24 protein-coding genes are annotated in these 24,430 nt (G+C 53.6%); 20 read left to right on the top strand and 4 right to left on the bottom strand.

Translation table 11 applies throughout. The features are described from left to right. Nucleotides 1–37: 37 nt before the first annotated feature. The 15 genes from PCH05_RS14110 to spoVM all read left to right on the top strand — a co-directional run bounded on the left by PCH05_RS14110 (nucleotide 38) and on the right by spoVM (nucleotide 14,990). Entirely contained in the window at nucleotides 38–934 is an 897-nt protein-coding gene (locus PCH05_RS14110) for a YicC/YloC family endoribonuclease (RefSeq protein ID WP_127603037.1), read from the top strand. Nucleotides 935–991: 57 nt separating this feature from the next. Further along, the gene (remA, locus tag PCH05_RS14105) at nucleotides 992–1,252 is read left to right on the top strand and encodes an extracellular matrix/biofilm regulator RemA (RefSeq protein ID WP_006209218.1); all 261 of its coding nucleotides are present in this window, start codon (nucleotides 992–994) and stop codon (nucleotides 1,250–1,252) included. A 16-nt stretch (nucleotides 1,253–1,268) separates the two neighbouring features. Beyond that, entirely contained in the window at nucleotides 1,269–1,841 is a 573-nt protein-coding gene (gene gmk, locus PCH05_RS14100; RefSeq protein ID WP_127603036.1) for a guanylate kinase, read from the top strand. Between the two features lie 42 nt (nucleotides 1,842–1,883). Continuing rightward, complete coding sequence (rpoZ, locus tag PCH05_RS14095) at nucleotides 1,884–2,111, top strand: DNA-directed RNA polymerase subunit omega (RefSeq protein ID WP_127603035.1); 228 nt, start codon at nucleotides 1,884–1,886, stop codon at nucleotides 2,109–2,111. Between the two features lie 171 nt (nucleotides 2,112–2,282). Next, entirely contained in the window at nucleotides 2,283–3,503 is a 1,221-nt protein-coding gene (gene coaBC / locus PCH05_RS14090) for a bifunctional phosphopantothenoylcysteine decarboxylase/phosphopantothenate--cysteine ligase CoaBC (protein WP_127603034.1), read from the top strand. Then, the gene (priA, locus tag PCH05_RS14085) at nucleotides 3,503–6,052 is read left to right on the top strand and encodes a primosomal protein N' (protein ID WP_174806266.1); all 2,550 of its coding nucleotides are present in this window, start codon (nucleotides 3,503–3,505) and stop codon (nucleotides 6,050–6,052) included. The genes coaBC and priA overlap by 1 nt, the downstream gene beginning before the upstream one ends. 89 nt (nucleotides 6,053–6,141) lie before the next feature. Further along, entirely contained in the window at nucleotides 6,142–6,624 is a 483-nt protein-coding gene (def, locus tag PCH05_RS14080) for a peptide deformylase (protein ID WP_218030524.1), read from the top strand. A gap of 6 nt (nucleotides 6,625–6,630) precedes the next feature. Then, nucleotides 6,631–7,563, top strand: a complete 933-nt coding sequence (gene fmt / locus PCH05_RS14075) for a methionyl-tRNA formyltransferase (protein ID WP_127603032.1) — start codon at nucleotides 6,631–6,633, stop codon at nucleotides 7,561–7,563. A 50-nt stretch (nucleotides 7,564–7,613) separates the two neighbouring features. Continuing rightward, the gene (gene rsmB, locus PCH05_RS14070; protein ID WP_127603090.1) at nucleotides 7,614–8,933 is read left to right on the top strand and encodes a 16S rRNA (cytosine(967)-C(5))-methyltransferase RsmB; all 1,320 of its coding nucleotides are present in this window, start codon (nucleotides 7,614–7,616) and stop codon (nucleotides 8,931–8,933) included. Between the two features lie 152 nt (nucleotides 8,934–9,085). Continuing rightward, nucleotides 9,086–10,126: a dual-specificity RNA methyltransferase RlmN gene (gene rlmN / locus PCH05_RS14065; RefSeq protein ID WP_127603031.1), complete on the top strand. Its 1,041-nt coding sequence runs from the start codon at nucleotides 9,086–9,088 to the stop codon at nucleotides 10,124–10,126. 7 nt (nucleotides 10,127–10,133) lie between these two features. Further along, nucleotides 10,134–10,910, top strand: coding sequence for a Stp1/IreP family PP2C-type Ser/Thr phosphatase (locus tag PCH05_RS14060; protein ID WP_127603030.1), 777 nt, complete (start codon nucleotides 10,134–10,136; stop codon nucleotides 10,908–10,910). Beyond that, entirely contained in the window at nucleotides 10,907–13,096 is a 2,190-nt protein-coding gene (gene pknB, locus PCH05_RS14055) for a Stk1 family PASTA domain-containing Ser/Thr kinase (RefSeq protein ID WP_127603029.1), read from the top strand. The genes PCH05_RS14060 and pknB overlap by 4 nt, the downstream gene beginning before the upstream one ends. A gap of 54 nt (nucleotides 13,097–13,150) precedes the next feature. Further along, nucleotides 13,151–14,068, top strand: a complete 918-nt coding sequence (gene rsgA, locus PCH05_RS14050) for a ribosome small subunit-dependent GTPase A (protein WP_127603028.1) — start codon at nucleotides 13,151–13,153, stop codon at nucleotides 14,066–14,068. A gap of 5 nt (nucleotides 14,069–14,073) precedes the next feature. Further along, entirely contained in the window at nucleotides 14,074–14,736 is a 663-nt protein-coding gene (gene rpe / locus PCH05_RS14045) for a ribulose-phosphate 3-epimerase (protein WP_127603027.1), read from the top strand. 173 nt (nucleotides 14,737–14,909) lie between these two features. Then, on the top strand, nucleotides 14,910–14,990 hold the full coding sequence (spoVM, locus tag PCH05_RS14040; RefSeq protein WP_034273235.1) for a stage V sporulation protein SpoVM: 81 nt from the start codon (nucleotides 14,910–14,912) through the stop codon (nucleotides 14,988–14,990). Between the two features lie 188 nt (nucleotides 14,991–15,178). Here spoVM and rpmB read toward each other — a convergent pair whose 3' ends face one another. Further along, nucleotides 15,179–15,367, bottom strand: a complete 189-nt coding sequence (gene rpmB, locus PCH05_RS14035; RefSeq protein WP_047910965.1) for a 50S ribosomal protein L28 — start codon at nucleotides 15,365–15,367, stop codon at nucleotides 15,179–15,181. A gap of 287 nt (nucleotides 15,368–15,654) precedes the next feature. Here rpmB and PCH05_RS14030 point away from each other — a divergent pair, with 287 nt between their 5' ends. The 5 genes from PCH05_RS14030 (at nucleotide 15,655) to PCH05_RS14010 (ending at nucleotide 21,540) form a co-directional block, all read left to right on the top strand. Continuing rightward, complete coding sequence (locus PCH05_RS14030) at nucleotides 15,655–17,454, top strand: DAK2 domain-containing protein (protein WP_127603026.1); 1,800 nt, start codon at nucleotides 15,655–15,657, stop codon at nucleotides 17,452–17,454. Nucleotides 17,455–17,506: 52 nt separating this feature from the next. Further along, nucleotides 17,507–18,364 (top strand): DegV family protein, encoded by an 858-nt coding sequence (locus PCH05_RS14025; RefSeq protein ID WP_127603025.1) that lies wholly within the window; start codon nucleotides 17,507–17,509, stop codon nucleotides 18,362–18,364. A 15-nt stretch (nucleotides 18,365–18,379) separates the two neighbouring features. Then, on the top strand, nucleotides 18,380–20,431 hold the full coding sequence (gene recG / locus PCH05_RS14020) for an ATP-dependent DNA helicase RecG (protein WP_127603024.1): 2,052 nt from the start codon (nucleotides 18,380–18,382) through the stop codon (nucleotides 20,429–20,431). Nucleotides 20,432–20,497: 66 nt separating this feature from the next. Then, nucleotides 20,498–20,785 (top strand): stage VI sporulation protein F, encoded by a 288-nt coding sequence (locus PCH05_RS14015; protein ID WP_127603023.1) that lies wholly within the window; start codon nucleotides 20,498–20,500, stop codon nucleotides 20,783–20,785. 371 nt (nucleotides 20,786–21,156) lie between these two features. Further along, nucleotides 21,157–21,540 (top strand): cupredoxin domain-containing protein, encoded by a 384-nt coding sequence (locus PCH05_RS14010; protein WP_127603022.1) that lies wholly within the window; start codon nucleotides 21,157–21,159, stop codon nucleotides 21,538–21,540. Nucleotides 21,541–21,643: 103 nt separating this feature from the next. On the opposite strand, the gene PCH05_RS14005 is transcribed toward PCH05_RS14010, so the two are convergent. The 3 genes from PCH05_RS14005 to PCH05_RS13995 form a co-directional block, all read right to left on the bottom strand. Then, nucleotides 21,644–22,318 (bottom strand): SOS response-associated peptidase, encoded by a 675-nt coding sequence (locus PCH05_RS14005; RefSeq protein ID WP_127603089.1) that lies wholly within the window; start codon nucleotides 22,316–22,318, stop codon nucleotides 21,644–21,646. Between the two features lie 69 nt (nucleotides 22,319–22,387). Then, nucleotides 22,388–22,735, bottom strand: coding sequence for a YolD-like family protein (locus PCH05_RS14000; RefSeq protein ID WP_127603021.1), 348 nt, complete (start codon nucleotides 22,733–22,735; stop codon nucleotides 22,388–22,390). Then, on the bottom strand, nucleotides 22,732–23,976 hold the full coding sequence (locus PCH05_RS13995; RefSeq protein WP_127603020.1) for a DNA polymerase IV: 1,245 nt from the start codon (nucleotides 23,974–23,976) through the stop codon (nucleotides 22,732–22,734). Before PCH05_RS13995 ends, PCH05_RS14000 begins: the two co-directional genes overlap by 4 nt. Between the last annotated feature and the right edge of the window lie 454 nt (nucleotides 23,977–24,430).

The following is a 24,430-nucleotide window of genomic DNA, read 5'->3' as shown; positions in this document are numbered from 1 at the left end:
CGTAATCAATTACAATAGTGTAATGGATGTGGTGCCGATGTCTTTTAGTATGACCGGGTACGGTCAGTCTGCCCTTCAGCACGGAGGGTATAAAGTAGTATTTGAAGTGAAGTCCGTCAATCACCGATACTGCGAAGTTGTGCTTCGTCTGCCGCGTGAGTGGACATGCTTCGAGGACACTTTGCGAAGAACGGTGCAGCAGTATGTGAAGCGCGGAAGAGTTGACGTTTACGTCAACAAGGAAGAAGGCGACGAGCATGCTCCACATGCTTTGCTCAATGAGCAGGCCGTACAGACGTATTTGCAGGCGGCCCAGGATCTTTCGCATCGGTTTGGCCTTGACGGGGAGCTGACTGTGAAAGATTTGTTGTCTCTTCCCGGTGTATGGATCGCTCCAGAGCACAGTGCCTTGGATGGCGAAACCGACCTTGAGGAATGGGGTTCCGTTCTGGATAACGGTCTCCGGAAGGCGCTGGAAGGACTCACCTCCATGCGCAGCCTGGAAGGCAGGCACTTGATTGCGGACGTGGAGCAGCGCTTGCGGAAGCTCCAGATTCTGCATGGCGAGATGCTGCAGCTCGCACCAACAGTCGTCGAGGATTACCGCAATAAGCTCAAACAAAGGCTGTCTGATCTGAATGACGGTTCGTTTGCCTTTGATGAACATAAATTTGGCATGGAAATTGCCATTTTCGCAGACCGTTCCAACATTGATGAAGAACTGATACGTCTGCAGAGCCATTTTGAGCAATGCAGTGGACTGCTGCATGCGGATGAACCGGTCGGAAGAAAGCTGGATTTTCTGATTCAGGAAATGAACAGGGAAGTCAATACGATTGGATCGAAGGCCAATCATCTGACTCTGGTAAACCGGGTTGTCGAAATGAAGGCGGAACTGGAAAAAATTCGCGAACAATTGGCCAATATAGAATAAACAGGCAATTTCGACAGAAAAGACAAGAGTCAAATGTATAGGGGGAAGAACCTGATTATGGCAATCAAACTCATTAACATCGGCTTCGGGAATATTGTATCGGCCAACCGAATCATTTCCATTGTAAGCCCTGAATCAGCACCGATTAAGAGGATTATTCAGGAAGCAAGAGACCGTCATATGCTGATCGATGCGACTTACGGACGCCGGACGCGTGCCGTGATCATTACCGATAGCGATCATGTCATCCTTTCCGCGGTGCAGCCGGAGACCGTTGCACACCGCTTGTCCAGCAAAGACGACGATAATGACGAATAACGAGTTGGGGAGTAATATGGCAAAGGGAATATTATTTGTGTTATCCGGACCTTCCGGGGTCGGAAAAGGAACCGTATGTACCGCATTGAGAGGGAAGCTGCCGAAGCTCGTATATTCCGTTTCGGCTACGACCCGGAGTCCGAGGGTCGGCGAGGAAGAAGGAGTTAATTACTTCTTCAAAACCCGCGAGCAGTTTATGAATATGATGCAGAACGACCAGCTTTTGGAGCATGCGGAATACGTGGGGAACTATTACGGTACGCCACGTGATTTTGTGGAAAAGACGCTCGAAAGCGGCAATGATATTATTTTGGAGATCGAGGTACAGGGAGCGCTGCAGGTAAAGGAAAAGTTCCCGGAGGGCGTATTTATCTTCCTGCTGCCGCCATCGCTTGACGAGCTGAAGGACCGTATCCAGGGACGCGGTACGGAAAGCCAGGCGACAATTGATCACCGCATGTCGGTTGCAGTCGATGAGATCAGTTTGATGCAGCATTACGACTATGCTGTCGTGAATGACGAGATCGACTCCGCTTGCAAACGAATAGAATCGATTATTGTGGCCGAACATTGTAAGGTGAGACGATAGGACGTAAATACAGACATTTGAATAAGAAGAGGTGGCAGTTACATGTTGTATCCTTCGATTGATGAAATGATGAATAAAGTCGATAGTAAATATTCGCTGGTGGTTGCGGCTTCCAGACGTGCCAGACAGCTGCGCGAGGGCGAAAAAACCGAGCTTAAGCATCCGAGATCCCATAAATACGTGGGTGTGGCTCTTGAGGAAATCTACGGCGACCTTCTTCGTATCATTCCTGAACCTGCAACCGAGAAAGACGAAATCAAGAAACCTTAAGCATGAATTGACCTGAGTCTTGAAGGCTTCAGCGGTGCTGAACCATTCTATGATCGCGAGGAGGGGGGCACGTTTGCCTGCTTCCTGTCCAAGCGTCAATAGACGCTGTATGAAAATACAACCGCAAGGTTGTATTTTTTTCTCTATTCCTGGGTGAAAGAGGGGATTTGCATGTTAAACGGGAAGACGATTGTTCTGGGCGTTACAGGCGGAATTGCGGCGTATAAAGCGGCCAGTCTCTGCAGCAAGCTGGTGCAAAAGGGGGCGGATGTGCATGTCATCATGACCTCCTCGGCCAAAGAGTTCATTACGGAAATGACCCTTCAGGTATTATCCAAAAACGCGGTCTTCAGCGATACGTTTGACGAAAGGGACCCGTCCGTGGTCAACCATATCCGTCTTGCGGATGCAGCGGATTTAGTGCTGATTGCCCCGGCGACGGCCAATATGATCGCCAAAATGGCTCACGGACTGGCGGATGACATGCTGTCGACGACGCTTCTGGCGACCATGGCACCGGTGATGATCGCTCCGGCCATGAATGTGCATATGTATGGGCATCCGGCGGTACAGGAGAATATGAAGACGCTGGAACGGCGCGGCGTCATGATGATCGAGCCGGGCGAAGGACTGCTTGCTTGCGGTTATGTCGGCAAAGGACGCATGGAAGAGCCCGAGAGCATTGTAGCCGTGGTGGAACGCTTTTTTGCCGAGAAAGAGGATGACGGGGCGAAGCTTTTAGAAGGAAAAAAAGTGATTGTCACGTCCGGCGGGACGATCGAACGGATTGATCCGGTTCGCTACATCACGAATGATTCCTCGGGCAAAATGGGCTTTGCCCTTGCCAAGGCAGCCCAGCAAATGGGGGCCACGGTTCACTTGATCCACGGACACACCGATTCGCCGCCGCCAGCGGGGATCGATGCGGAAGCGGTGCAATCCGCGGAAGATATGTATGAAGCGGTCCTGAGACATTGGCAGGACAGCGATCTGGTGATCAAGGCCGCAGCGGTGGCCGATTACCGGCCGGCCGAAACGGCGAGCAGCAAGATCAAGAAAAAGGGCGACACGATGACGCTTGAGCTCGTCAAAACGGTAGATATTCTCGAGCAGCTCGGCAAAAGCAAGACGAATCAATTTTTGATCGGCTTTGCGGCCGAGACCCATCAAGTGGAAGCTTTCGCCAAAGACAAGCTCGTCCGCAAAAATTGCGATCTGATCGTAGCCAATGACGTGACGGCTGAAGGGGCTGGCTTCCGTTCGGATACGAATATCGTCCAGGTGTATGACGCCGGAGGTCTTGTCGAGCAGATGCCCGTGATGTCCAAGGACGAAGTCGCCCGCAGACTTCTTACCATCGCAGCACGCCGCATGAACGGAGAGGCGAATTGATGATGCTGCCGCAAGTGGCCAAAGTGATCGTCGATGTTCCCGTGAAGGACACCGACCGTCCTTTCGATTATCTTATCCCGGAATCCATGCGGGCTTGGATCGAGATAGGAAGTCGGGTAGGCGTTCCTTTCGGACACCGGACCGTGCAGGGATTTGTTGTCGGGCTGCAGGATAAGCCTTCACCGGGGGGCATGCGGCTGAAGGCCATTCAGGAAGTGCTGGATGTGGTTGCTCCGCTGTCGCCGGAGCTTGTGCAGCTAGCTGAATGGATGAGCCGCAAATATGCATGCCGGTATATTACGGCGCTGCAGGTCATGGTGCCGACGGCTCTGAAAGGCAAGGCTGAAAGATATATTTCTCTTGGAGCTCCTTCTGACGCTGATCCTGATGAGGGGGAGTATGCTGGCTCGCTGGTACGCATTTCATCAGAACCGCCGGAGGAAGTCCGGACCATAGTAGCGTATGTCGGCCAAAAAGGGGAAGTTCCCGCTCAGCATTTGAGCCGGACTTTCCCGGATCATGCGGATACGATCAAAGCCCTGCTCCGCAAAGGTGTGCTGCAGGAGAATCAGTCCATTAAGGATAAGCTTCAGAAGAAAATGCTCAAGGCCGTGGATTTGGCCGTGGATGCCGAGGCGGCGGAGGCTGCGCTGGACGAGTTTCCAGCCAAGGCGCAGCGGCAGCGGGAGGTGCTGCAGTTCATTCTCGAAATGAAGGAGCTGCTGCCCCTTCCATTAAAAGAAATCCTTGCCTCGCTGCAGGTGTCGGCAGCAACCGTGAAGGGCCTGGCTGACAAGGGGTATGTGACGATCGAAGATGTGGAAGTGTTTCGCGATCCGTACAGGGGGCGCCGGTTCAAGCCGTCGGTTCCGCTGGAGCTCAACGAGGAGCAGCAAACGGCCTATGACCGCATTCGCGAAACGCTGGATGCCCGTCGTCATGGCGTGTTCCTGCTGCATGGCGTAACCGGGAGCGGCAAAACGGAAATCTACCTGCAGACGATTCAGCACTGCATCGCACAGGACCGTCAAGCCATTGTGCTTGTACCGGAGATTTCGTTGACACCGCAGATGGTGGAGCGGTTCAAGGGCCGCTTCGGTGACCAGGTAGCCGTCATGCACAGCCGCCTTTCCGGCGGAGAACGCTACGATGAATGGCGGAAAATCCGCGAAGGCAGGGTGAAGGTAGCGATCGGAGCCCGCTCCGCGGTGTTTGCGCCATTTGAACATATCGGACTCATTATTATGGATGAAGAGCATGAAACTTCCTACAAACAGGAGGAAAGTCCCAAGTACCATGCGAGAGACGTAGCGGTCAAACGGGCGCAGCAGCAGGGAGCCGCCGTTATTTTGGGCTCGGCGACGCCTTCGCTGGAAAGCTATCACGCGGCCCGGTCGCAGTCGGACGACAACTTCGCTCCGATGCTGCTGGAGATGAAGCACAGGGCACTCGGCAACGAGCTGCCGGCCGTGCAGATCGTCGATATGCGCGAAGAGCTGAAGGAGGGCAACCGTTCGATGTTCAGCCGCGACCTGCATCAAGCGATTCAGGTGCGTCTGGATCGGAAGGAACAGATCGTGCTGCTGCTGAACCGGCGGGGATATTCGACCTTTGTCATGTGCCGCAGCTGCGGTTATGTGGCCGGCTGTCCGGAATGCGATATCTCCTTGACCTACCATCAAAAATCAAACCATTTGCGCTGCCATTATTGCGGTTACGCCGAACCGGCACCGTCGGTCTGCCCGGACTGCGGGAGTGAACATATCCGCTACTTCGGCACAGGCACGCAGCGGGTGGAGGAGGAGCTGGCTAAGCTTTTTCCCGGAATCCGGGTTATCCGCATGGATGTGGATACGACCACGGAAAAAGGCTCGCATGAGAAGCTGCTGAAGCAGTTTCGCGACAAAAAAGCCGACGTGCTGCTCGGAACGCAAATGGTTGCCAAAGGCCTCGACTTCCCGGATGTGACGCTGGTTGGGGTCATTACCGCGGATTCGGCACTCAATCTCCCGGATTTCCGGGCTGGCGAGAAAACCTTCCAGCTCCTGACGCAGGTCGCCGGAAGGGCGGGACGCCATCAGCTGCCGGGCGAGGTGTTTATCCAGTCTTATACACCGGATCATTATTCCATTATCCATGCCAGTCAGCATGATTATCTTTCCTTTGTGCGAGATGAGCTGAAGCATAGAAGGAATCTTCATTATCCGCCGTATTGCCGCCTGATTCTCGTGACCCTGACCCATGAGCAGCTGCCGCTGCTGGTGCGAATGGCCGAGAATATGGTGTCCGTGCTGCAGGGGAAAGCAAGGCAGCGCGGCTGGTACGGCAGCCTGGACCGGCTGACGGCCGATGCCTTTGACGTGCTGGGACCGGTCGCTTCGCCGATTCCCCGGATAAAAAATAGATACAGATTTCAATGTATGGTAAAATGGCGTGGGAATATCGACGCCGTCGGACTGGTGCAGGAAGCTGCCGAGCAGCTTGAGGATACCGCCCAAGGCCAGAAGCTTCAGATCAGCATCGACGTAGACCCGCAAATGTTGATGTAATTCCCGTCATTTCTAAAGAAATCCAATGAATGCAATACATGAGGATGCAGTAGGATCCACACATGAATACCCATAAGGAAGGTGTCACCATGGCAATCCGCATTATCGTAAAAGAACCGGATGCAGTTCTGCATAAAACTGCAAAAGAAGTGAAAGAAATTACTCCCAACGTAAAAAAACTATTGAACGATATGGCAGAAACGATGTACGACGCAGAAGGCGTCGGCCTTGCCGCTCCTCAGGTCGGCATTTTGAAGCGTCTCATTGTGGTGGACGTGGGTGACGAACAAGGGTTGATCAAGATGGTAAACCCGGTGATCGTTGAAAAAGAAGGGGAGCAGTTCGGTCCCGAGGGCTGCCTGAGCATTCCAGGCTTTAACGGGGATGTGCGTCGCGCAGAGAAAGTCACGGTAAAGGGACTCGACGAAAATGGAAAAGAAGTGACCATTACAGGTACGGGCCTTCTGTCGCGTTGTTTCCAGCACGAAATTGACCATTTGGATGGCGTGCTGTTTACCGATATCGCGGAAAAAGTATATGAGTACGTGCCTGAACGTTCCGGAAGGGAGTAATGGCTGATGAATATCGTATTCATGGGGACGCCGGCTTTTGCGGTCCCCAGTCTGCGGATGCTGCTGGCCGAAGGGTATAACGTCGTTGCCGTCGTAACCCAGCCGGACCGGCCGCAAGGCCGCAAAAAGGTGTTGACGCCCACGCCGGTCAAAGAGGTGGCTCTGGAGCATGGCATCCCGGTGCTGCAGCCGCAGCGCATGCGCAATCCCGAAGCCGTGGCGGAGCTCGCCGCTTACAAGCCGGATCTGATCGTGACGGCGGCTTATGGGCAAATCCTTCCCAAAGCGGTGCTGGACTTGCCTGCAAACGGCTGTGTGAACGTTCACGGCTCGCTGCTTCCGAAATATCGGGGCGGAGCCCCCATTCAGCGCTGCATCATTAATGGTGAAACCGAAACGGGTATTACCTTGATGTATATGGCCGAAGGATTGGACACCGGCGACATGATCGCCCAGGTCAAGGTATCGATTGAAGAAGAGGACACGTCCGGTACGCTGTTTGACAAGCTGAGCATCGCCGGCGCGGACCTGCTGAAGGAACAGATGCCGCGGCTGACCGCTGGAAAGCTTGAGGCGCAGGTCCAGGATGAGCAGCAGGCTACCTATGCGCCCAATCTGAAGCGCGAAGACGAGAAGATCGACTGGAACCGGTCGACGGTCGATATCTACAACCAGATCCGTGGTCTGGTCCCTTTCTCAGGCGGCTTTACACTCTGGAACAGCGATGTCTTTAAGGTATGGTCTTCCCGCAAAGCGGAAAAAGCGTCCAAGGAGGCAGCGCCCGGGACGGTGCTTCAGCTTGCCGAGCAGGGAATCGAGGTCAAAACCGGGGACGCGTCCCTCTGGCTGACGCGTATCCAGCCCAGCGGTAAGAAGCAGATGGATGCCGCCGAGTTCGTGCGGGGCAACACGATGACACCGGGGACGGTGCTCGAGTGAGCCCGCATCAAGGTCAAGGCAAGCCGCGGACCTCGGCACGGGAGCTTGCCATGGATGTATTGACCCGTGTGGAACAGGAAGGGGCATACAGCAATTTGCAGCTGAACGCTGCCCTGCAGCGAGCCTCCCTGTCGAGAGAGGACTCGGGCCTTGCTACGGAGCTGGTATATGGCACGATTTCACGCCTGAATACGCTGGACTATTTTTTGGAACGCTTTGTAGCCAAAGGACTGAAAAAGCTGCAGCCATGGGTACGGAGTTTGCTGCGGCTCAGCTTGTATCAAATGATGTACCTGGACCGGATTCCTCCGCATGCCGTCGTGAACGAGGCGGTCAATCTGGCGAAGCGCCGGGGACATCAAGGAATATCCGGCATGGTGAACGGAGTGCTCAGGAATATTCTGAGAAACCGGGAGGAGCTGGTCCTGCCGCATGACCTGCCTGCGGCCGAACGGATCGCGCTTGCGCATTCCCATCCGCAGTGGATGGTCGAGCGCTGGATCAGCCAGTATGGCGAAGAAGGAGCGGAAGCCATCTGCCGGGCCAACAACGAGCCTCCGAGCGTAAGCGTCCGGGTCAACACCACGATGATCAGCCGGGATCAGATGCTCGCCGAAATGAAGGAAGCCGGATTTGAAGCGGTTCCTTCCGACTTGTCCCCCGAAGGGATTCTGGTACTCAGCGGCGGCAATATGGCGCTTACCGATTGGTATCGGGAAGGACAGATTTCCGTTCAGGACGAAAGCTCCATGCTGGTCGGAGGCGCGGTCGGTCCGGCACCCGGCATGAAAGTGCTGGATTGCTGCGCCGCACCGGGCGGTAAAACCGCCCATATGGCGGAGCTTATGCAGGATCAAGGTGAAATCATCGCCAACGATCTGCATGAGCACAAGCGCAGCCTGATCGGCGAACAGGCGGAGCGGCTGGGCTTGGACAGCATCCATACCGTAACGGGGAACGCGCTGGAACTTGCGGAACAATACCCTGCCGGCTCGTTCGATCGGATATTGCTTGATGCTCCCTGTTCAGGTCTTGGCGTCATCCGGCGCAAGCCTGATCTGAAGTGGACAAAAACGGCAGGGGACATCAGCGAAATCGCAAGCCTGCAGCGCAAGCTGCTGGACTCGGTTTCCGCTTTGCTCCGTGTCGGAGGGGTTCTCGTGTACAGCACATGCACCATTGATCCGGAAGAAAATGAAAGAACGGTGCAGCATTTTCTGCAAACCCATCCCGGATTCGGCATTGCGGAGGATTCCAGCGAGGAATGGGGCAAGCTTCGTTCGGTCGGTCAGGGGGCGGGCGTGCAAATTCTGCCGCAGGACTATCATAGCGACGGATTTTATATTGCCAGACTCCAAAGATTCTTCTAAACTATTGCAAGACGCAATCGAAGCAGCTTAAATGATCCCGCTGGGCCTTTAGCTTTGGCGGGCTTTCTCTTTTACCGCTACTTTTATTTGTGTTAAAATAGGAAGAATGAGAAACAATATGCATATGAATGATAAAAGACAGGTGTGATAAAATGAAGCCTTTTATATATGACTTGAACCTGGATGATCTCCAGGAATGGGCCAAGGAAAACGGAGAGCCCGCGTTTCGCGCCGGGCAGATCTTCGACTGGCTCTATGTAAAAAGAGTAGATAACTTTGAGGAAATGACGAACCTGTCCAAGGAGCTTCGCAAGAAGCTGGAGGACCAGTTCGAGTTCGTTACGCTGAGCGAGATTACCAAGATGGAGTCGAAGGACGGAACTGTGAAGTTCCTTTTCGGCCTTCATGACGACCATGCCATTGAGACGGTTATCATGAAGCACAACTACGGCAACAGCATATGCGTCACGACGCAAGTGGGCTGCCGCATCGGCTGCACGTTCTGCGCTTCGACGCTGGGAGGTCTCAAGCGGAATCTGACGGCAGGCGAAATCGTCGCCCAGGTGGTTCAGGCCCAAAAAATTCTGGACGAGAAGGGCGAACGCGTCAGCAGCATCGTGATCATGGGCTCCGGCGAGCCTTTCGAGAACTATGAAGCGACGATGAAGTTCCTCCGCATCATGATCCATGAAAAAGGACTGAACATCGGCCAGCGTCACATTACCGTTTCGACCAGCGGCATCGTGCCGAACATTTACAAATTCGCGAATGAGGACACCCAGATCAATCTGGCGATTTCCATCCATGCTCCCAATGACATGCTGCGTTCCAAGCTCATGCCGGTAAACCGCCGTTATCCTTTTGAGGACGTCATGGAGTCGCTTCGCTTCTATTTGGCGAAAACGGGCCGCCGCATCACGTTCGAGTACGCCTTGATCGGCGGCGTGAACGACCAGCCTGAGCACGCGGCCGAACTGGCAAGCGTTCTGAAGGACATGCTCTGCCACGTCAATTTGATTCCGGTGAACTATGTGCCTGAACGTAAATACGTTCGCACATCGCGCAATGATATTTTCAAGTTTCAGAAAGTACTCGCAGAAAACGGCGTGAACGTCACGATCCGCCGGGAACAGGGCCACGATATCGCGGCGGCATGCGGACAACTGCGTGCAAAGCATATGGAGTTGAGGTGAGAGAAACTTGATCAAAACAGTTCATGCGAGTAATATCGGGCGTGTTCGCTCGGTAAACGAGGACTCGGTCTGGATCGGTCAGCTGCCGCAAGGATACACCATCGGCATCGTTGCTGACGGCATGGGCGGCCATCAGGCCGGCGATACCGCGAGCAGGCTTGCTGTGGACACGATTGCGGGAGATTTGTCTTCGCTCGAGGAAGGAGTCTCTCCTGAGGGACTGAACGCTGCGGTAAGCGATGCTATTTTGCATGCCAATGAGGTCATCTACAGCGAGGCATCCAAAAATGAAAAATATCACAACATGGGAACAACGGTCGAGGTTCTGCTGCTGTACGGCGAGTCCGGCATTATCGGGCATATCGGCGACAGCCGGGCTTATAAAATCGTGAATGGAGAAGCCATTCAGCTTACGGAAGACCATACGCTTGTCAATGAGCTGTTTAAAAGCGGGCAGATCAGCCTGGAGGAAATGAAAACCCATCCGCGCCGTAATGTCATCATGCGCGCGCTGGGAACCGATCCCGAGGTATCTGTCGATCTCTATCCTGTCACACTATCTGCCGGGGAAGTACTCCTTTTGTGCAGCGATGGACTCAGCAGTCTGGTTAGCGGCGAACATATCGCCCAAATATCAGGGATGCAAGATGTTCCGCTGGATGAACGGGCGGACCGACTTCTGCAGCTGGCACTTCTCGCCGGAGGCGATGACAACATTACCGTCGCCCTGTTTGAACTTCAAGACGAAGTCGCCGGGCCAAGTATAAAGGAGTGGGATTCATGATCGGACACGAATTGGGCGGCCGGTATGAAATTATAGAACGAATTGGCGGCGGGGGGATGGCTCTCGTCTACAAGGCTCATGACTTGCTTCTGGGCCGGAACGTTGCCGTCAAGGTGCTGCGCCAGCAGTTTGTGCACGATGAGGAGTTTATCCGCCGCTTCCGCCGTGAGGCACAGTCGGCTGCTTCGCTTTCGCACCCGAACGTTGTCAGCATTTATGACGTAGGGCAGGAAGACGAAGTGCACTATATCGTCATGGAATACGTGGAAGGCCATAACCTGAACGAAATTATTAAGGAACGTGCGCCGCTGCAGGTGGATGAAGCGGTGCGGATCGCATCCCAGATTTGCGACGCGCTGGACCATGCTCACCAGAACCAGATCATTCACAGGGATATCAAGCCCCATAATATCCTGATCGGACGCAACGGCAGAGTGAAGGTAACGGATTTCGGGATTGCCCGGGCCGTCACTTCCACGACGATCACTCAGACAGGGTCGGTCGTCGGTTCCGTGCATTATTTCTCACCGGAACACGCCAAAGGCGTGGTAACCGGCGAGAAATCGGATTTATATTCTCTTGGTATCGTACTGTATCAAATGCTGACGGCGCAGCTGCCATTCCTTGGCGAAAGCCCGATTAGCGTGGCGCTTAAGCATTTGCAGGAGGAATTCGAGGAGCCTCGCAAAATGAATCCGCTCATTCCTCAGAGCGTGGAAAATATTATTCTCAAGTCGATGCGGAAAAATCCGCAGGAGCGTTATCAGAGTGCCAAGGAGATGCTCCATGACTTGGATACCTGCCTGCTCCCGGAGCGCAGAAACGAGAGGAAAATGGATTTCATGGATCTGGACGACGAGGACCGTACACGTGTGATTCCGGCCATTAAACCCCAGCAGATCGGGGCGGTTCCGGTCAGATCAAGACCGGCGGCTCCAACGGCGGAAGAAGAGGAACGCCATGAGCGTCCGGCAGCCCCGGCGCCAGCGAAGCCCCGGAAGAACGGGCGCGCCGCGCTCTGGATCAGCTTGACGCTTGTGATTCTGCTTGCGATGGGCGGCCTGGCCTGGTACGTCAACCATTCCCTCACCGTTCCTGATGTGAAGGTGCCGAATTTGGTCGGCAAGACGGAAGATCAGGCAAGGCAGGAGCTCACCGGCTTAGGCCTCGTGGTGGATCCAAATGTCATTCGCAAATACAAGGAAGGCGTAACCGCAGGTTATGTCTTTGCACAGAGCAAGGAAGAAGGGGCCGAGGTCAAGAAAGGCGCCAGCATCCAGCTGTCCGTCGGGATGGACAAAGAACTGAAAAAGATGCCGGACGTTAAAGACTCCTCTTATGAGGATGCGGTTAAGGCATTGGTGAGTTTCGGGTTTAAAGAGGACAACATCAATCAGGACGATCCTAAGTTCAGCGATAAACCTGTGAATACGGTCATTGCCCAGAAACCGGGTGCAAATGAAGAGGTGGATCCGGACAAGGATCAAGTCACATTGACCGTCAGCAAGGGGCTCGCTCAGGTGAAAATGCCAAGTCTGATTGATCTGACGCAGGATAAGGCAGTGCAGAAGCTGAAAGCGAACGGCTTCACAGCCGATCCGGTCATCGAGCAGGAAGCGAGTTATACGGTGGATAAGGGCAAGGTCATCAAGCAGTTCCCTTACGATCCGGGCATGGAAGCCGATCCTGCAAGCAAAATTACGATCACGGTCAGCTCGGGATATCCGCAGGATTCCCTGAAATATACACTTAGTCTGCCCGTAGCGCCGGCCGTTGAAGGCCAAAGCAGTAAAATCAGTGTCGAGTACAGCGACGCACGGACGAGCGGCGAGAACAAGGCATGGGGCAATCGGACGATCAAAACGACGCAGGTGCTGTCCGTGGACCTGGTGCTTTCTCCTAACGTCAATGGCATCGTGACGGTAAAACGCGACGGACAGGTGTTCGACACGTATTCGGTGACCTACGAGGATGCCAAGAACGGAACGGTACCGCCCATCACGCTCCCGGATAACGGGGGAGGCGACCAAGGTGCGCCGGATGATAACGGAGACAGAAACCAGGATAACAACGGCGATACCACCGGCATGAATTTCCCGGGAAACGGAAACGGCCATGGTAATCCCGGCAAAGGCAAGGGTAAAAATAAAGACACCGAAGCGGTAATATACAAAAAAGACCATTAAGGTTCCGTGGAAGAATGCACACGAACCTGTCGGAGAAAGTGAGGCCTTTCATGTATGCCTGAAGGAGTTATCGTGAAGGCGTTAAGCGGATATTATTATGTTAAACCATTGGAAGACGGAATGGCTGCTTCGGGAGGCGACGATGCTATCCAGTGCAGAGCACGCGGCATCTTTAAGAAAAAGGGCGTGACTCCGCTGGTTGGAGATCATGTTCTGTACGCTCACACCGAAAACGGAGAGGGCATGGTGGACGAAATTCTGCCGCGCCGCTCCGAGCTTATCCGCCCTCCGGTTTCCAATGTGGATCTGGCTGTCCTGGTATTTTCGGTGCGGGAACCGGATTTGAATCTGCAGCTGCTGGACAAGTTCCTTGTCCATATCGAGCACTCGGGTTTGGATACTGTGATTTGCCTGACGAAGCAGGATCTTCTGAACCCGGATTCGGAGATGGATGATCCGGCCGCCGTGGTCAAAGCGCTCTATGAGAATATCGGATACCAGGTTATCGTATCAAGCTCGCGCTTAGGGCTGGGAACGGATCTGTTAAAGGAAAGATTGAAAGGTCAAATCAGTGTCTTCTCCGGTCAATCCGGCGTAGGCAAATCATCGCTTTTGAACCGGCTTGTGCCTGGGCTTGAGCTCGAAACGAGTGCGATCAGCATGAGACTCGGGCGCGGTAAGCATACGACGCGTCATGTGGAACTGATCGAGCTTGAGCAGGGCGGATTCGTGGCAGACACGCCGGGCTTTAGTCAGCTGGATTTTCTGGAACTGGGCGTGGAGGAGCTGTCCACGTGTTTCCGGGAGTTTGCCCCTTATGCGGAGCAGTGCAAGTTCCGGGGATGCAGCCACACCCATGAGCCGGGCTGCAAGGTTACCGAAGCCGTGGAAGAAGGCAAGATAGCAGCAAGCCGCTATGAACATTACGTGCTGTTCCTAACGGAAATGAAAGATAAAAAGCGGAGGTATTAACGACCATGATTAAAATAGCGCCATCGATACTGTCAGCGGATTTTGCCCAGCTGGGCCAGGAAGTTTCGGCCGTGGAAAAAGCGGGAGCCGATTGGATTCATGTGGATGTGATGGACGGACATTTCGTGCCGAACATTACACTCGGACCCCCGATCATTAACGCGATCAAGCCGCATACGAGCTTGCCTCTGGATGTTCACCTCATGATCGAGGAGCCGGAACGGTATATCCCTGACTTTGTAAAGGCTGGCGCGAATCTGATTACGGTTCATGCCGAAGCCTGCACACATCTGCACCGGGTTATTCATATGATCAAGGAGCATGGGGTACAGGCAGGGGTGGCTATTAATCCCGCCACGCCTGCCGCGGCGATTCAGGAGGTTCTGGAGGATATCGACTTGGTGCTGATCATGACGGTGAATCCGGGCTTTGGCGGACAAGCGTTCATTCCGCGCACGGTCCACAAAATCCGTCAGGTACGCCAATGGCTGAATGAAGCATCACGCTTCGACGTTCACATCGAAGTGGACGGCGGCATCACGAGCGAGACGGCTCCACTGGTCGTGGAGGCCGGAGCAGACGTCCTGGTTGCCGGCAGCGCTGTGTTCGGCCAGAAGGACCGCGAAGCGGCGATTTCGGCCATTCGCGGCAGCGTCAGCGGAAGATAAAGATTGGGTGGGCTTCACTTGTCTGCCTGAGTCATAGGCTGCGTAGTTTGCGCATACATTGGTTACATGAGCAAGGTTCTCATGTAACCTTTTTTTGTCCGTTTTTTGCTGCAAACAGGCTCAGGCATACCATACGCGATGACATGAGAATGATGGGGAGGGTGGAATGGATTATGAAATTTTACACATTTAAGCTGCCGAAGTTTTTGGGAGGATTCGTAAAAGCCATTTTAAACACATTTCATAAAAGCTAAATACTCCTTATGGTATGCCGCTCAAATAGAAAAAAACCTCTGGCACCATGGCGGCATGTAAACCACCGAACAGGACCAAAGGCATTAAAAAAGCACCTGCTGCAAACAAGGTGCTTTTTGCTTATATGCTATTTTTAAAGATATAATCCTTCGCATACAATGCGGTATTACTTCTGTAGTTAACGTGATTATACGCGGGTAACTTTACCAGCTTTGAGCGCACGAGTGCTCACATAAACACGCTTCGGTTTGCCGTCAACAAGAATGCGAACTTTTTGCACGTTTACACCCCAAGAACGACGGTTACGGTTGTTAGCGTGGGATACGTGGTTACCGCTTCCTGGCTTCTTGCCAGTTACATAACATTTGCGAGACATAGATTACACCTCCTTGTTCCAAACACCTGCATAAAACAATACTTGTTTATAATATCATAGCAAAAAATGCTTCGTCAACCATCGCGCAAAAACATTTATTTCTACTGCTTCTTATAGTACAATGATGATTAGCCCATACTTGGATTATGATGGGATGATAACCTGCTTAAATCAGAAGAATCGCAAAATACCGATTTATAACGCAAATGGCGAAACGTAAACGTGAATGTTACGTATGAATAAGGACGCCAGTCGCTTTGGGATCAAGCTAGGAAGGGGATTTATCATTGAGTAAGCGTTCTTTGAATGGGACAGATTTTACCGCTATGGTACTTGCCGGAGCGGAGCAGCTGCAGCAGCATGCTGAGCATGTCAATTCCTTAAACGTATTCCCGGTACCGGATGGCGACACGGGAACCAACATGAATTTGACGATGAGTGCAGGTGTAACCGAATTAAAACGAAATAATTCCGATTCAATCGGGCACAGCGCGGGTGTATTGTCCAAGGGACTCCTGATGGGCGCACGCGGAAATTCCGGTGTAATCACATCGCAGCTGTTTCGGGGATTCGGGCGTTATGCCGCCCCTTACAGCGAGCTGAATGCCATGCAGTTCGCCTCTGCCCTGCAGACGGGCGTGGATGCTGCATATAAAGCCGTGGTGAAGCCGGTGGAAGGAACGATCCTGACCGTTGCCAAAGAGGCTGCCAAGCACGCGGTTTATTATTCGCGGCGGACAAACGACATCACCGAACTGATGGAGCAGGTACTGCTCAAGGCGCAGGAGACGCTCTCCCAGACGCCGGAGATGCTTCCTGTGCTGAAGCAGGTAGGCGTCGTGGATTCAGGCGGACAAGGACTTGTCTATATTTATGAAGGCTTCCTCCGCTATCTGCAAGGCGTGCAGGGATCGCCGGAGTATACGGCTCAGTTGGCTGCGAAACCAACCTACACGGTTAACCATCAGGAAACGGCAACCGCTGCCGTGACGGGAACCGCAGCTTTTGCGGATCGGCACGAGCTCGCGCAATCCAAGATCGAAACCGAAGATATTGAATTTTTATATGACATGGAATTTTTCATTAACCGGCAGCTGGGAGGCAGCACGGCAGCGTATTTTGACGAGGATCAATTCCGGAAAGCGCTGTCAATAAATGGTGACTCCATCATTATTATCGCTGATGATGAGCTGATCAAAGTGCATGTCCATTCCAAGGCGCCGGGCGAAGTGCTGAATCTTGCGCTCCGTTACGGTGAGATTACGCAAATCCACATTTTGAATATGCGCGAACAGCATCGGGATTTGTTAACGACAGGACTTGATATTGCGCCGATGCCGGAGCTTTTCGCGGACATTCCGTTGGATCCGGTGGGAGAGTCCCGCGAGCAGGCTCCGGCTACGCCTCCGGCGGATGAGCTGGCTCCTTACGGGTTCATTGCCGTAGCTTCCGGTCAGGGTATCGCCGACATTTTCAAGAGCCTTGGCGTTGACGTCGTGCTTTCCGGCGGACAAACCATGAACCCGAGCACGGAGGATTTTGTCAATGCGATTGGATCCATTTCGGCGCAGCATGTATATATTTTGCCGAATAATTCCAACATCGTCCTGGCTGCCCAGCAGGCCGGGGAACTGCTTGAAGGCGAACGCAGCGTAACGGTGATCCCGAGCAAGAGCATACCTCAAGGCATCGCCGCAGCGTTTGCCTTTTCCGAGGAAGAGGCTCAGGATATCAATACGGACAATATGATGGACGCGATCGGGCGGATCAAATCAGGTCAGGTTACTTACGCGGTGCGCGATACCCAAATTGATCAGCTCGACATCAAGGCTGGGCAGTATATCGGCATCGAAAATTCGAAAATCGTGACTGCGGCTGAAGATTTGCTCGGTGCGTGCCAGGAATTGCTCTCCAAGATGCTGGTCAGCGGCGATGAGATCGTGACGGTGCTGGCGGGTGACGAAACCAAGTCCGAAATGACAGCTGAGCTGGCCGATTGGCTTGGAGACCATTATCCGAACGCCGAAGTGGAAGTCCATCAAGGCGGACAACCGGTGTATTATTATATTTTCTCTGTGGAGTCTTAAATCATCAGAGCAACATCTTATATCGTGAATTATTTTAAAGGAGGCCGTTCGCATGGCTCATGCGGTAATTGTGACGGACAGCACCTCGGACATACCGGAAGAACTTGTCAGCAAATACGATATTCATGTCGTACCTCTTCGCCTGATGTTCGGTGAGGAAACTTTTCAGGACGGCGTGGACATATCGGCTGAGGTGTTCTACAAACGACTTGTCCAGTCGGAACAGCTGCCTACAACGTCGCAGGCTTCTCCTGCCGATTATATGCAAGTTTACGAGAATATTATGACCCTGCATCCCGGCAGTCCGATTATATCCATTCATATTTCATCGGGCCTCAGCGGCACGTACCAATCGGCAGTACTGGCCAAATCGCTGATGGAGGATCCACCGGAAATCACGGTGGTCGACTCGAAATCGGCGTCTTACGGTTTTGGCCTGCTGGTAGTGCAGGCAGCCCGGCTTGCGGCCGAAGGCCAAAGCGCGGATGAAATTTTGGCATCGATCGAACAGATGCGCCAGCAACGAAAGCTTTATTTTCTCGTGGATACGCTGGAATATTTGCAAAAGGGTGGACGGATCGGCAAGGCGGCTGCCATCATCGGCAATTTGCTGAACATCAAACCGATCCTGTCCATTGATGAGGACGGCATTATCTATGCGGTGGAAAAGGTCAGAGGCCGCAAAAAAGCAATAACCCGGATGATTGAACGGTTCCAGGAGGATCTGGGCGGAATCCGGAATATTAATGTGGCAGTAGGCCATACGGCAGACCCGGCTTCGGCCGATCCGGTCCTGGAAGAGCTATCCCGGCATTACAGCCTGGAGGAAGTGGTGCTGACCAATGTCGGACCGGTCGTCGGCAGTCATGTCGGACCCGGGACTTTGGCCGTATTTATATGGCCGGCTTAAAAATGAGGGATGGAAATGAGTCTTAGCTTGGATCAAATTTCAATCCGTCAAGTGCGCGGCGTGAGTGCTCTCAAAGAAGGGGAGCTTCACGCCTTTGGCATCTTTACGGTCAAGGATTTGCTGGAGTATTATCCTTTTCGCTACGAGGACTATCGGCTGCGTTCGCTTAGCGAAGTCAAGGACGGCGACAAAATCACCATTCAAGCCAAGGTGATGGGGGTTCCGGTGCTCCAGCGATATGGGAAGAAATCCAGATTAACCTGCAAAATGATGGCGGAAGACTGGATGTTTACGGCGACCTGGTTCAACCGGCATTTCCTGAAGGAGCAGCTGGCGAGCGGCAGGGAAATCGTGCTGGTGGGCAAATGGGATCAGCGGAGAATGCAGATGACCGTATCCGAATCCGAATTTCCGGACCAGGGAGCCTGGCGCAGTGGAACGCTTCAGCCTGTATACTCGGTCGGCGGGAAAATCACACAGTCCTGGATGCGCAAGACGATGGGACAGGCGCTGGTTCAATACGGCGAAATGATCCCGGAGATATTGCCTCAGTCGATTATGCAGAAGTATCATTTTATGCCGCGCAAGCAGGCGATCATGACCATCCATCAGCCTCAGGATACGCGCGAAGGCCAGCAGGGGCGTGAAAGGATGGTCTACGAGGAGCTGTTTTTGTTCCAACTGAAAATGCAGGCTTACCGCGCATTGAACCGGAGCCGCATGGACGGGGTTGTCCATACCGTGGACAACAAGACAATGCGGGAATTTGTACGGAGCCTGCCCTTTGAGCTTACGGATGCACAAAAGAGGGTGGAGCTGGAGATTTTACAGGATATGCGCTCCCCTTACTGCATGAATCGTCTGCTGCAAGGGGATGTGGGCTCGGGCAAAACCGTGCTTGCGGCGATCGCTTTGTACGGCGCGGTCCGTTCCGGATATCAGGGGGCCCTGATGGTGCCGACGGAGATTCTGGCCGAGCAGCATATGCGTTCCCTGCAGAAGCTGTTTGAGCCATTCGGCATTTCGGTGGCGCTGCTGACGGGAAGCGTGAACGGGCGCAAACGGAAGGATCTGCTGGCATCGCTGCAGATGGGCATGATCGATATTGTGGTGGGAACGCATGCCTTGATTCAGGAGGATGTATTTTTCCGCCAGCTCGGTCTTGTCGTTACGGATGAACAGCATCGCTTCGGGGTCAATCAGCGCAGCGTTCTGCGCCGAAAAGGGTATAATCCGGACGTGCTGACCATGACGGCCACCCCGATTCCGCGGACGCTGGCCATCACGGCTTTCGGGGATATGGATGTATCGACGCTGTCCGAACGCCCGAAAGGGAGAATTCCGATTACAACCTATTGGGTGAAGCATGACATGATGGAACGCGTTCTTGGGTTTATTTCCAAGGAGATCGATCAAGGGCGTCAGGCCTATCTGATTTGCCCGCTGATCGAGGAATCCGAAAAACTGGATGTGCAGAACGCAATTGATCTGCATATTCAGATGCAGCAGGCTTTTCCGCATTACCGGGTTGGACTGCTGCATGGACGGATGACGCCGGCCGAGAAGGAAGAAGTGATGCGGGCCTTCAACGAAAATGAAGTACAGCTGCTCGTATCAACAACCGTTGTCGAGGTCGGCGTGGACGTACCTAACGCGACGCTCATGATAATCATGGATGCGGACCGCTTCGGGCTCTCCCAGCTGCATCAGCTGCGGGGAAGGGTCGGACGCGGAGAGCACGCCTCCTACTGCATACTGATTGCCGATCCCAAATCGGAAGTAGGACAAGAGCGCATGAACGTCATGACGGAAACGGATGACGGCTTTGAAGTATCCCGGCGTGACCTGGATCTTCGCGGTCCGGGGGATTTTTTCGGAACAAAGCAAAGCGGACTCCCCGAATTCCGTTTGGCGGATATGGTCAGCGATTTTGCCGTGCTGGAAAAAGCCCGGGATGACGCGTCGCAGCTCGTTGGGGACAGCTCCTTCTGGACCTCGCCTTCATTTGATGGTCTCCGGGATTATCTTCAGAAGGAGCAGATTTTTCAGGGAGATTTGGTAGATTAGGCACTTGGGACAGGCACCACGTCATATACTTAGACGAATTGTATTTTGACGGGAGGTGCCATTGTTTTGGGTTATCAGCAATATGGAATCAGTCCTGCACTCGTGGCAAGAGTCAAGCAAAAGATGAAAAATTCCGCGACCAAAGAACGGATCAAAGGGATCCTTGATGGGGTCACCAAGTCCGATCTTCAGGATCCGGCAAAGGTCCAGCGCCTTGTCAAATCGGCAGCGGGCGTGTTAAAGGAGCCTCTTTCGCAGGCGGAAGAGCAGCAAATCGTACGTTTTGTGGTGGCTCAGCGGATTGATCCGAACAATACATTTCATTTAATTAAGCTTTGGGGCATGTTCCGTTAATGAGACGGATAAGCCATAGGGTGACAAAGACCTCCCAGGATATACCGGATTCGGTATTTCTGAGAGGTCTTTTTTTGATATCCATGCGAAACCGGCCATTCCGACAACGCAGGAAAACTAACCGTCTAAAAGCGGCCCTGCCCTATTGGGAATTACGCGGATTGACGGTTTTTATGGGGCTATTGCATAGTTCATTCGTTATCGGTCAAAAATAATACAGGTGGAAGGAAGCTTTCTTATTCGAGTGAAGCGGCCGGACGAATGTCAGCATGGTCATCAGGTTCTCCCTGAATTCATGTTGATTAATAAGATGTCAACTGGTTTAAGTAATACGTGTCACATTCATTATTATTTTACTGGAGGTCTTAGACATGAAGAAATGGATGACACTGGGGTTAACATTGATGCTCGTATTCGTGCTCAGCGCCTGCGGCAGCAAGACAAACAATAATACCTCGAACGAATCTGCCGGAGGAACGACCGGAGCGGGAGGAACTCAGGATATCAAGGTCACCGCGACCAACTTCCAGTTCCAGCCTGCGGAAATCAAGGTGAAAAAGGGCGATAAGGTCAAAATTACGCTTGTCAATAAAGAAGGCGCACACGGTCTGGAAATTCCGGACTTCAACGTGAACCTGCAAAAGGACGGCTCTGCCGAATTCACGGCGGACAAAGCCGGAGAGCATGAATTCCACTGCTCCGTGATGTGCGGCGCCGGCCATGACAACATGGTGGGCAAAATCATCGTCGAATAACGTGGAGTGCAGCTAAATAGATTTAAAAAAACCGCTTGGCCTCTATGGAGAGACAAGCGGTTTTTTGTGCCTGTGCCATGTGATTCGGCATGCTGGACGAGGCTCAGGAGCTCTTTTCGATACAGAGCGGGGAATCATTCCGAACCGAGTTTACGGTGCTGTTTACCGGGTAAGCCTCCATGTCTTCAGCAGGATAAGGGATCAGGAGCTGCTGCAGCTCTTTCGGGTCCTCGGCTCCCCGCCGTACCCAGCGCAGCTCGTCCTCCCGGCGCAGAATCACCGGCATGCGGTCATGAATGGGCTCCATCAGCGCATTGGGGCGGGTGGTGATGACAGTACAGGTGGCTACCTTGCTTCCGTCTTCACGTACCCATATGTCGTATAGTCCGGCCATGCTGAACAGCTCGCTGCTCTTCAGCTTAATCCGGTAGGGCTGCTTACCGCTTCCGGTTCGCTGCCATTCGTAAAATCCGTCCGCAGGGATCAGGCATCGCTTCCGTTCAAAAGGCAGCCGGTATGCCGGCTTGTCGAGCAGCGTTTCGCTCCGCGCATTGATCATGCGGCTTCCCATGCTTTCGTCCTTCGCCCACGAAGGCACAAGCCCCCATTTCAGTTCTCCGAGCCGGAGTCCTTTGCCGTCATGGATGATGGATAGAACCATCTGTGTGGGCGCAATATTATACTGCGGCCGGTGGTAGGGGACGGAATTCCCGGGATCCAGCTCATACCGCAGCATCAGCTCCTCCATGGACACAACGAGCGTAAAGCGTCCGCACATGCGATATCCCTCCTTGTCGGCTGCCGGGGTATGAGGTGCGGCAGCCATGCTTCTTCCAGTGTACCGCGATCAGTCGTTTTCTGCCACTGCGCCGATGATTTGGTCGAGTGCGATCCACCGGGAGCCTTCGCCGTCGCCACCGTCCCAGCAGATTCGCCGCCGTCCGGGATCGATGCGCAGCACTTGGCCCGTCAGACGAATGTCCTCCGGGTCATCAAACAGGGTAATCGTCACCGCCGAGCCGCTGTGCATAGCTTCCGCCATCACGCGGGCCATCTCTTCCTCGGCCTGCGGGTCGAGCAGCGGCGGCTGGCGGGGTGCCAGATGCTGCTGATGCCGGATGTAGGCTTCCCGATGCTCGGGCAGCATCATCCGGGAGGATTCGAATAATCCGTTTCCCTGAAGTTTTTTGCTCATTTATAGTGACCTCCTATTCGAAGCGAACGTTCCTGCGCCTGACCGGAATCCTGGAGCGAGGAAGCGCGGAGAATGGCTGTCTCGCCGAATCTGCGTTTAATGCCGTCGGTAGCCTTTTCCAGCTCCCGCTTCCGGTCGCGGTCTCCGAACAGCGTCAGCTGCACGAGCGAATCCGGGCTGAGGTCGGATAAAGCGACAGCGATTCTGCGGATCGGCAGGTGGTTCCAGTGACGCTGGAACAGCAGGCAGGCGGCCCTGTAGATTTCGTCGGTAATGTTGGTGGGGTCGGAAAGCTTCATCTGTCTGGAAAAACCCGTCGGATGATCATAATCCGCCCCTTGGCAGCCGACGCTCACGACAAATCCCATCAGTCCCTTCTCCCGGCAGCGTCGTCCGACCTGCTCGCACAGCTCAAGCAGGACGACCCGGATTTCCTTCCAGTCCGCATAATCGCGCGGGAGCGTCATTTGATGGCCCACGCCTTTTTGCTGCTGCAGCTGGCTGTGGGGCGTCACCGGGGAGGCATCTATGCCGCGGGCTATGCGCCACAGCACCTCGCCGTTCACGCCCCAGCGCTCGGTCAGCCGGGGCAGAGGCGTTTTCGCCAAATCTCCGATCGTGTGGATGCCCATCTTATACAAATGGCGCGTCATTCGCGAGCCGACCATAAACATTTCATGGACGGGCTTTGTCCACAGCGTTTCCTCCAGATGCTCCCGTCTGAGCGTATAGATGCCGCCTGGGACCTTTTTGGCATAAATGTCGCAGGCAATTTTACTCAGGACCTTGCAGTCGCTGATGCCGACACGGACGTACACGCCGGTCTCATACAGCACACGGTGCTGGAGCCGGCGGGCGATTTCCTCAGGTGTGCCGAAGAGGGCAAGGCTGCCGGTGACATCAAGATGCTGCTCGTCGATGCTGTATGGCTCCACGAGATCGGTAAAGGATTGGAAAATTTCCGTAATTTGCAGGGATACCCGGATATATTCGGCCATACGCGGACGGACGACGATCAAGTCGGGACATTTTCGCAGCGCATCGCCCAGGCGCTCGGCCGTGGTGACCCCGTACTTTTTGGCCAGCGGGCAGGCGGCCAGGATAATGCCCGAGCGGCGGGCCGGGTCGCCGGATACGACTAAAGGCTTGCCTTCGTATTCCGGATGGGCCGCCTTCTCGACGCTGGCATAAAACGACTGGCAGTCGGCCAGCATAATGACACGGTTTTTGGAATTGGCCATGGGACTCGCTCCTTATCATTCGTCAGTAGCAGGAACACATGTTCTTATTTTATAAGAATAACGGAGAAATATTCTATTTACAACCGGAATTATTTTGTAAAATGGCTATTCTGGATTTGATTTTCCGTTAACAATGGCTGTTTTCCTAGTTAAAAAGGAGCGGAATTGAGCCGGGGAGGGGACGTAAAAATACCCGGATAGTCATACCAATCATGTCCATATTCTTCCATTTTAAACGCTGCTGGGACCGTCAGTCCCGCCCGGGACTCTTTCCTTATTTTCAGAAAATGCGTATTTTTCAGAAACCCTGTAACGGCGCGGTTTTTCGCTGCTGCTTTATCGGACTATAGTATCAATTTTGTAATCTTTATGGATAAAGATGTTAAAACGACCACAACTTTAGCAATTATTCGACGTATACATAACCAGTTGTCGCTTCGGCCAAGGGAAGTTT

The sequence above is a fragment of the Paenibacillus chibensis genome, from assembly GCF_004001045.1.
Taxonomy (GTDB): Bacteria; Bacillota; Bacilli; order Paenibacillales; family Paenibacillaceae; genus Paenibacillus_AQ; species Paenibacillus_AQ chibensis.
The sequence above is the reverse complement of the archived record's forward strand: the minus strand, read 5'-3'. Positions and strand labels throughout refer to the sequence as shown.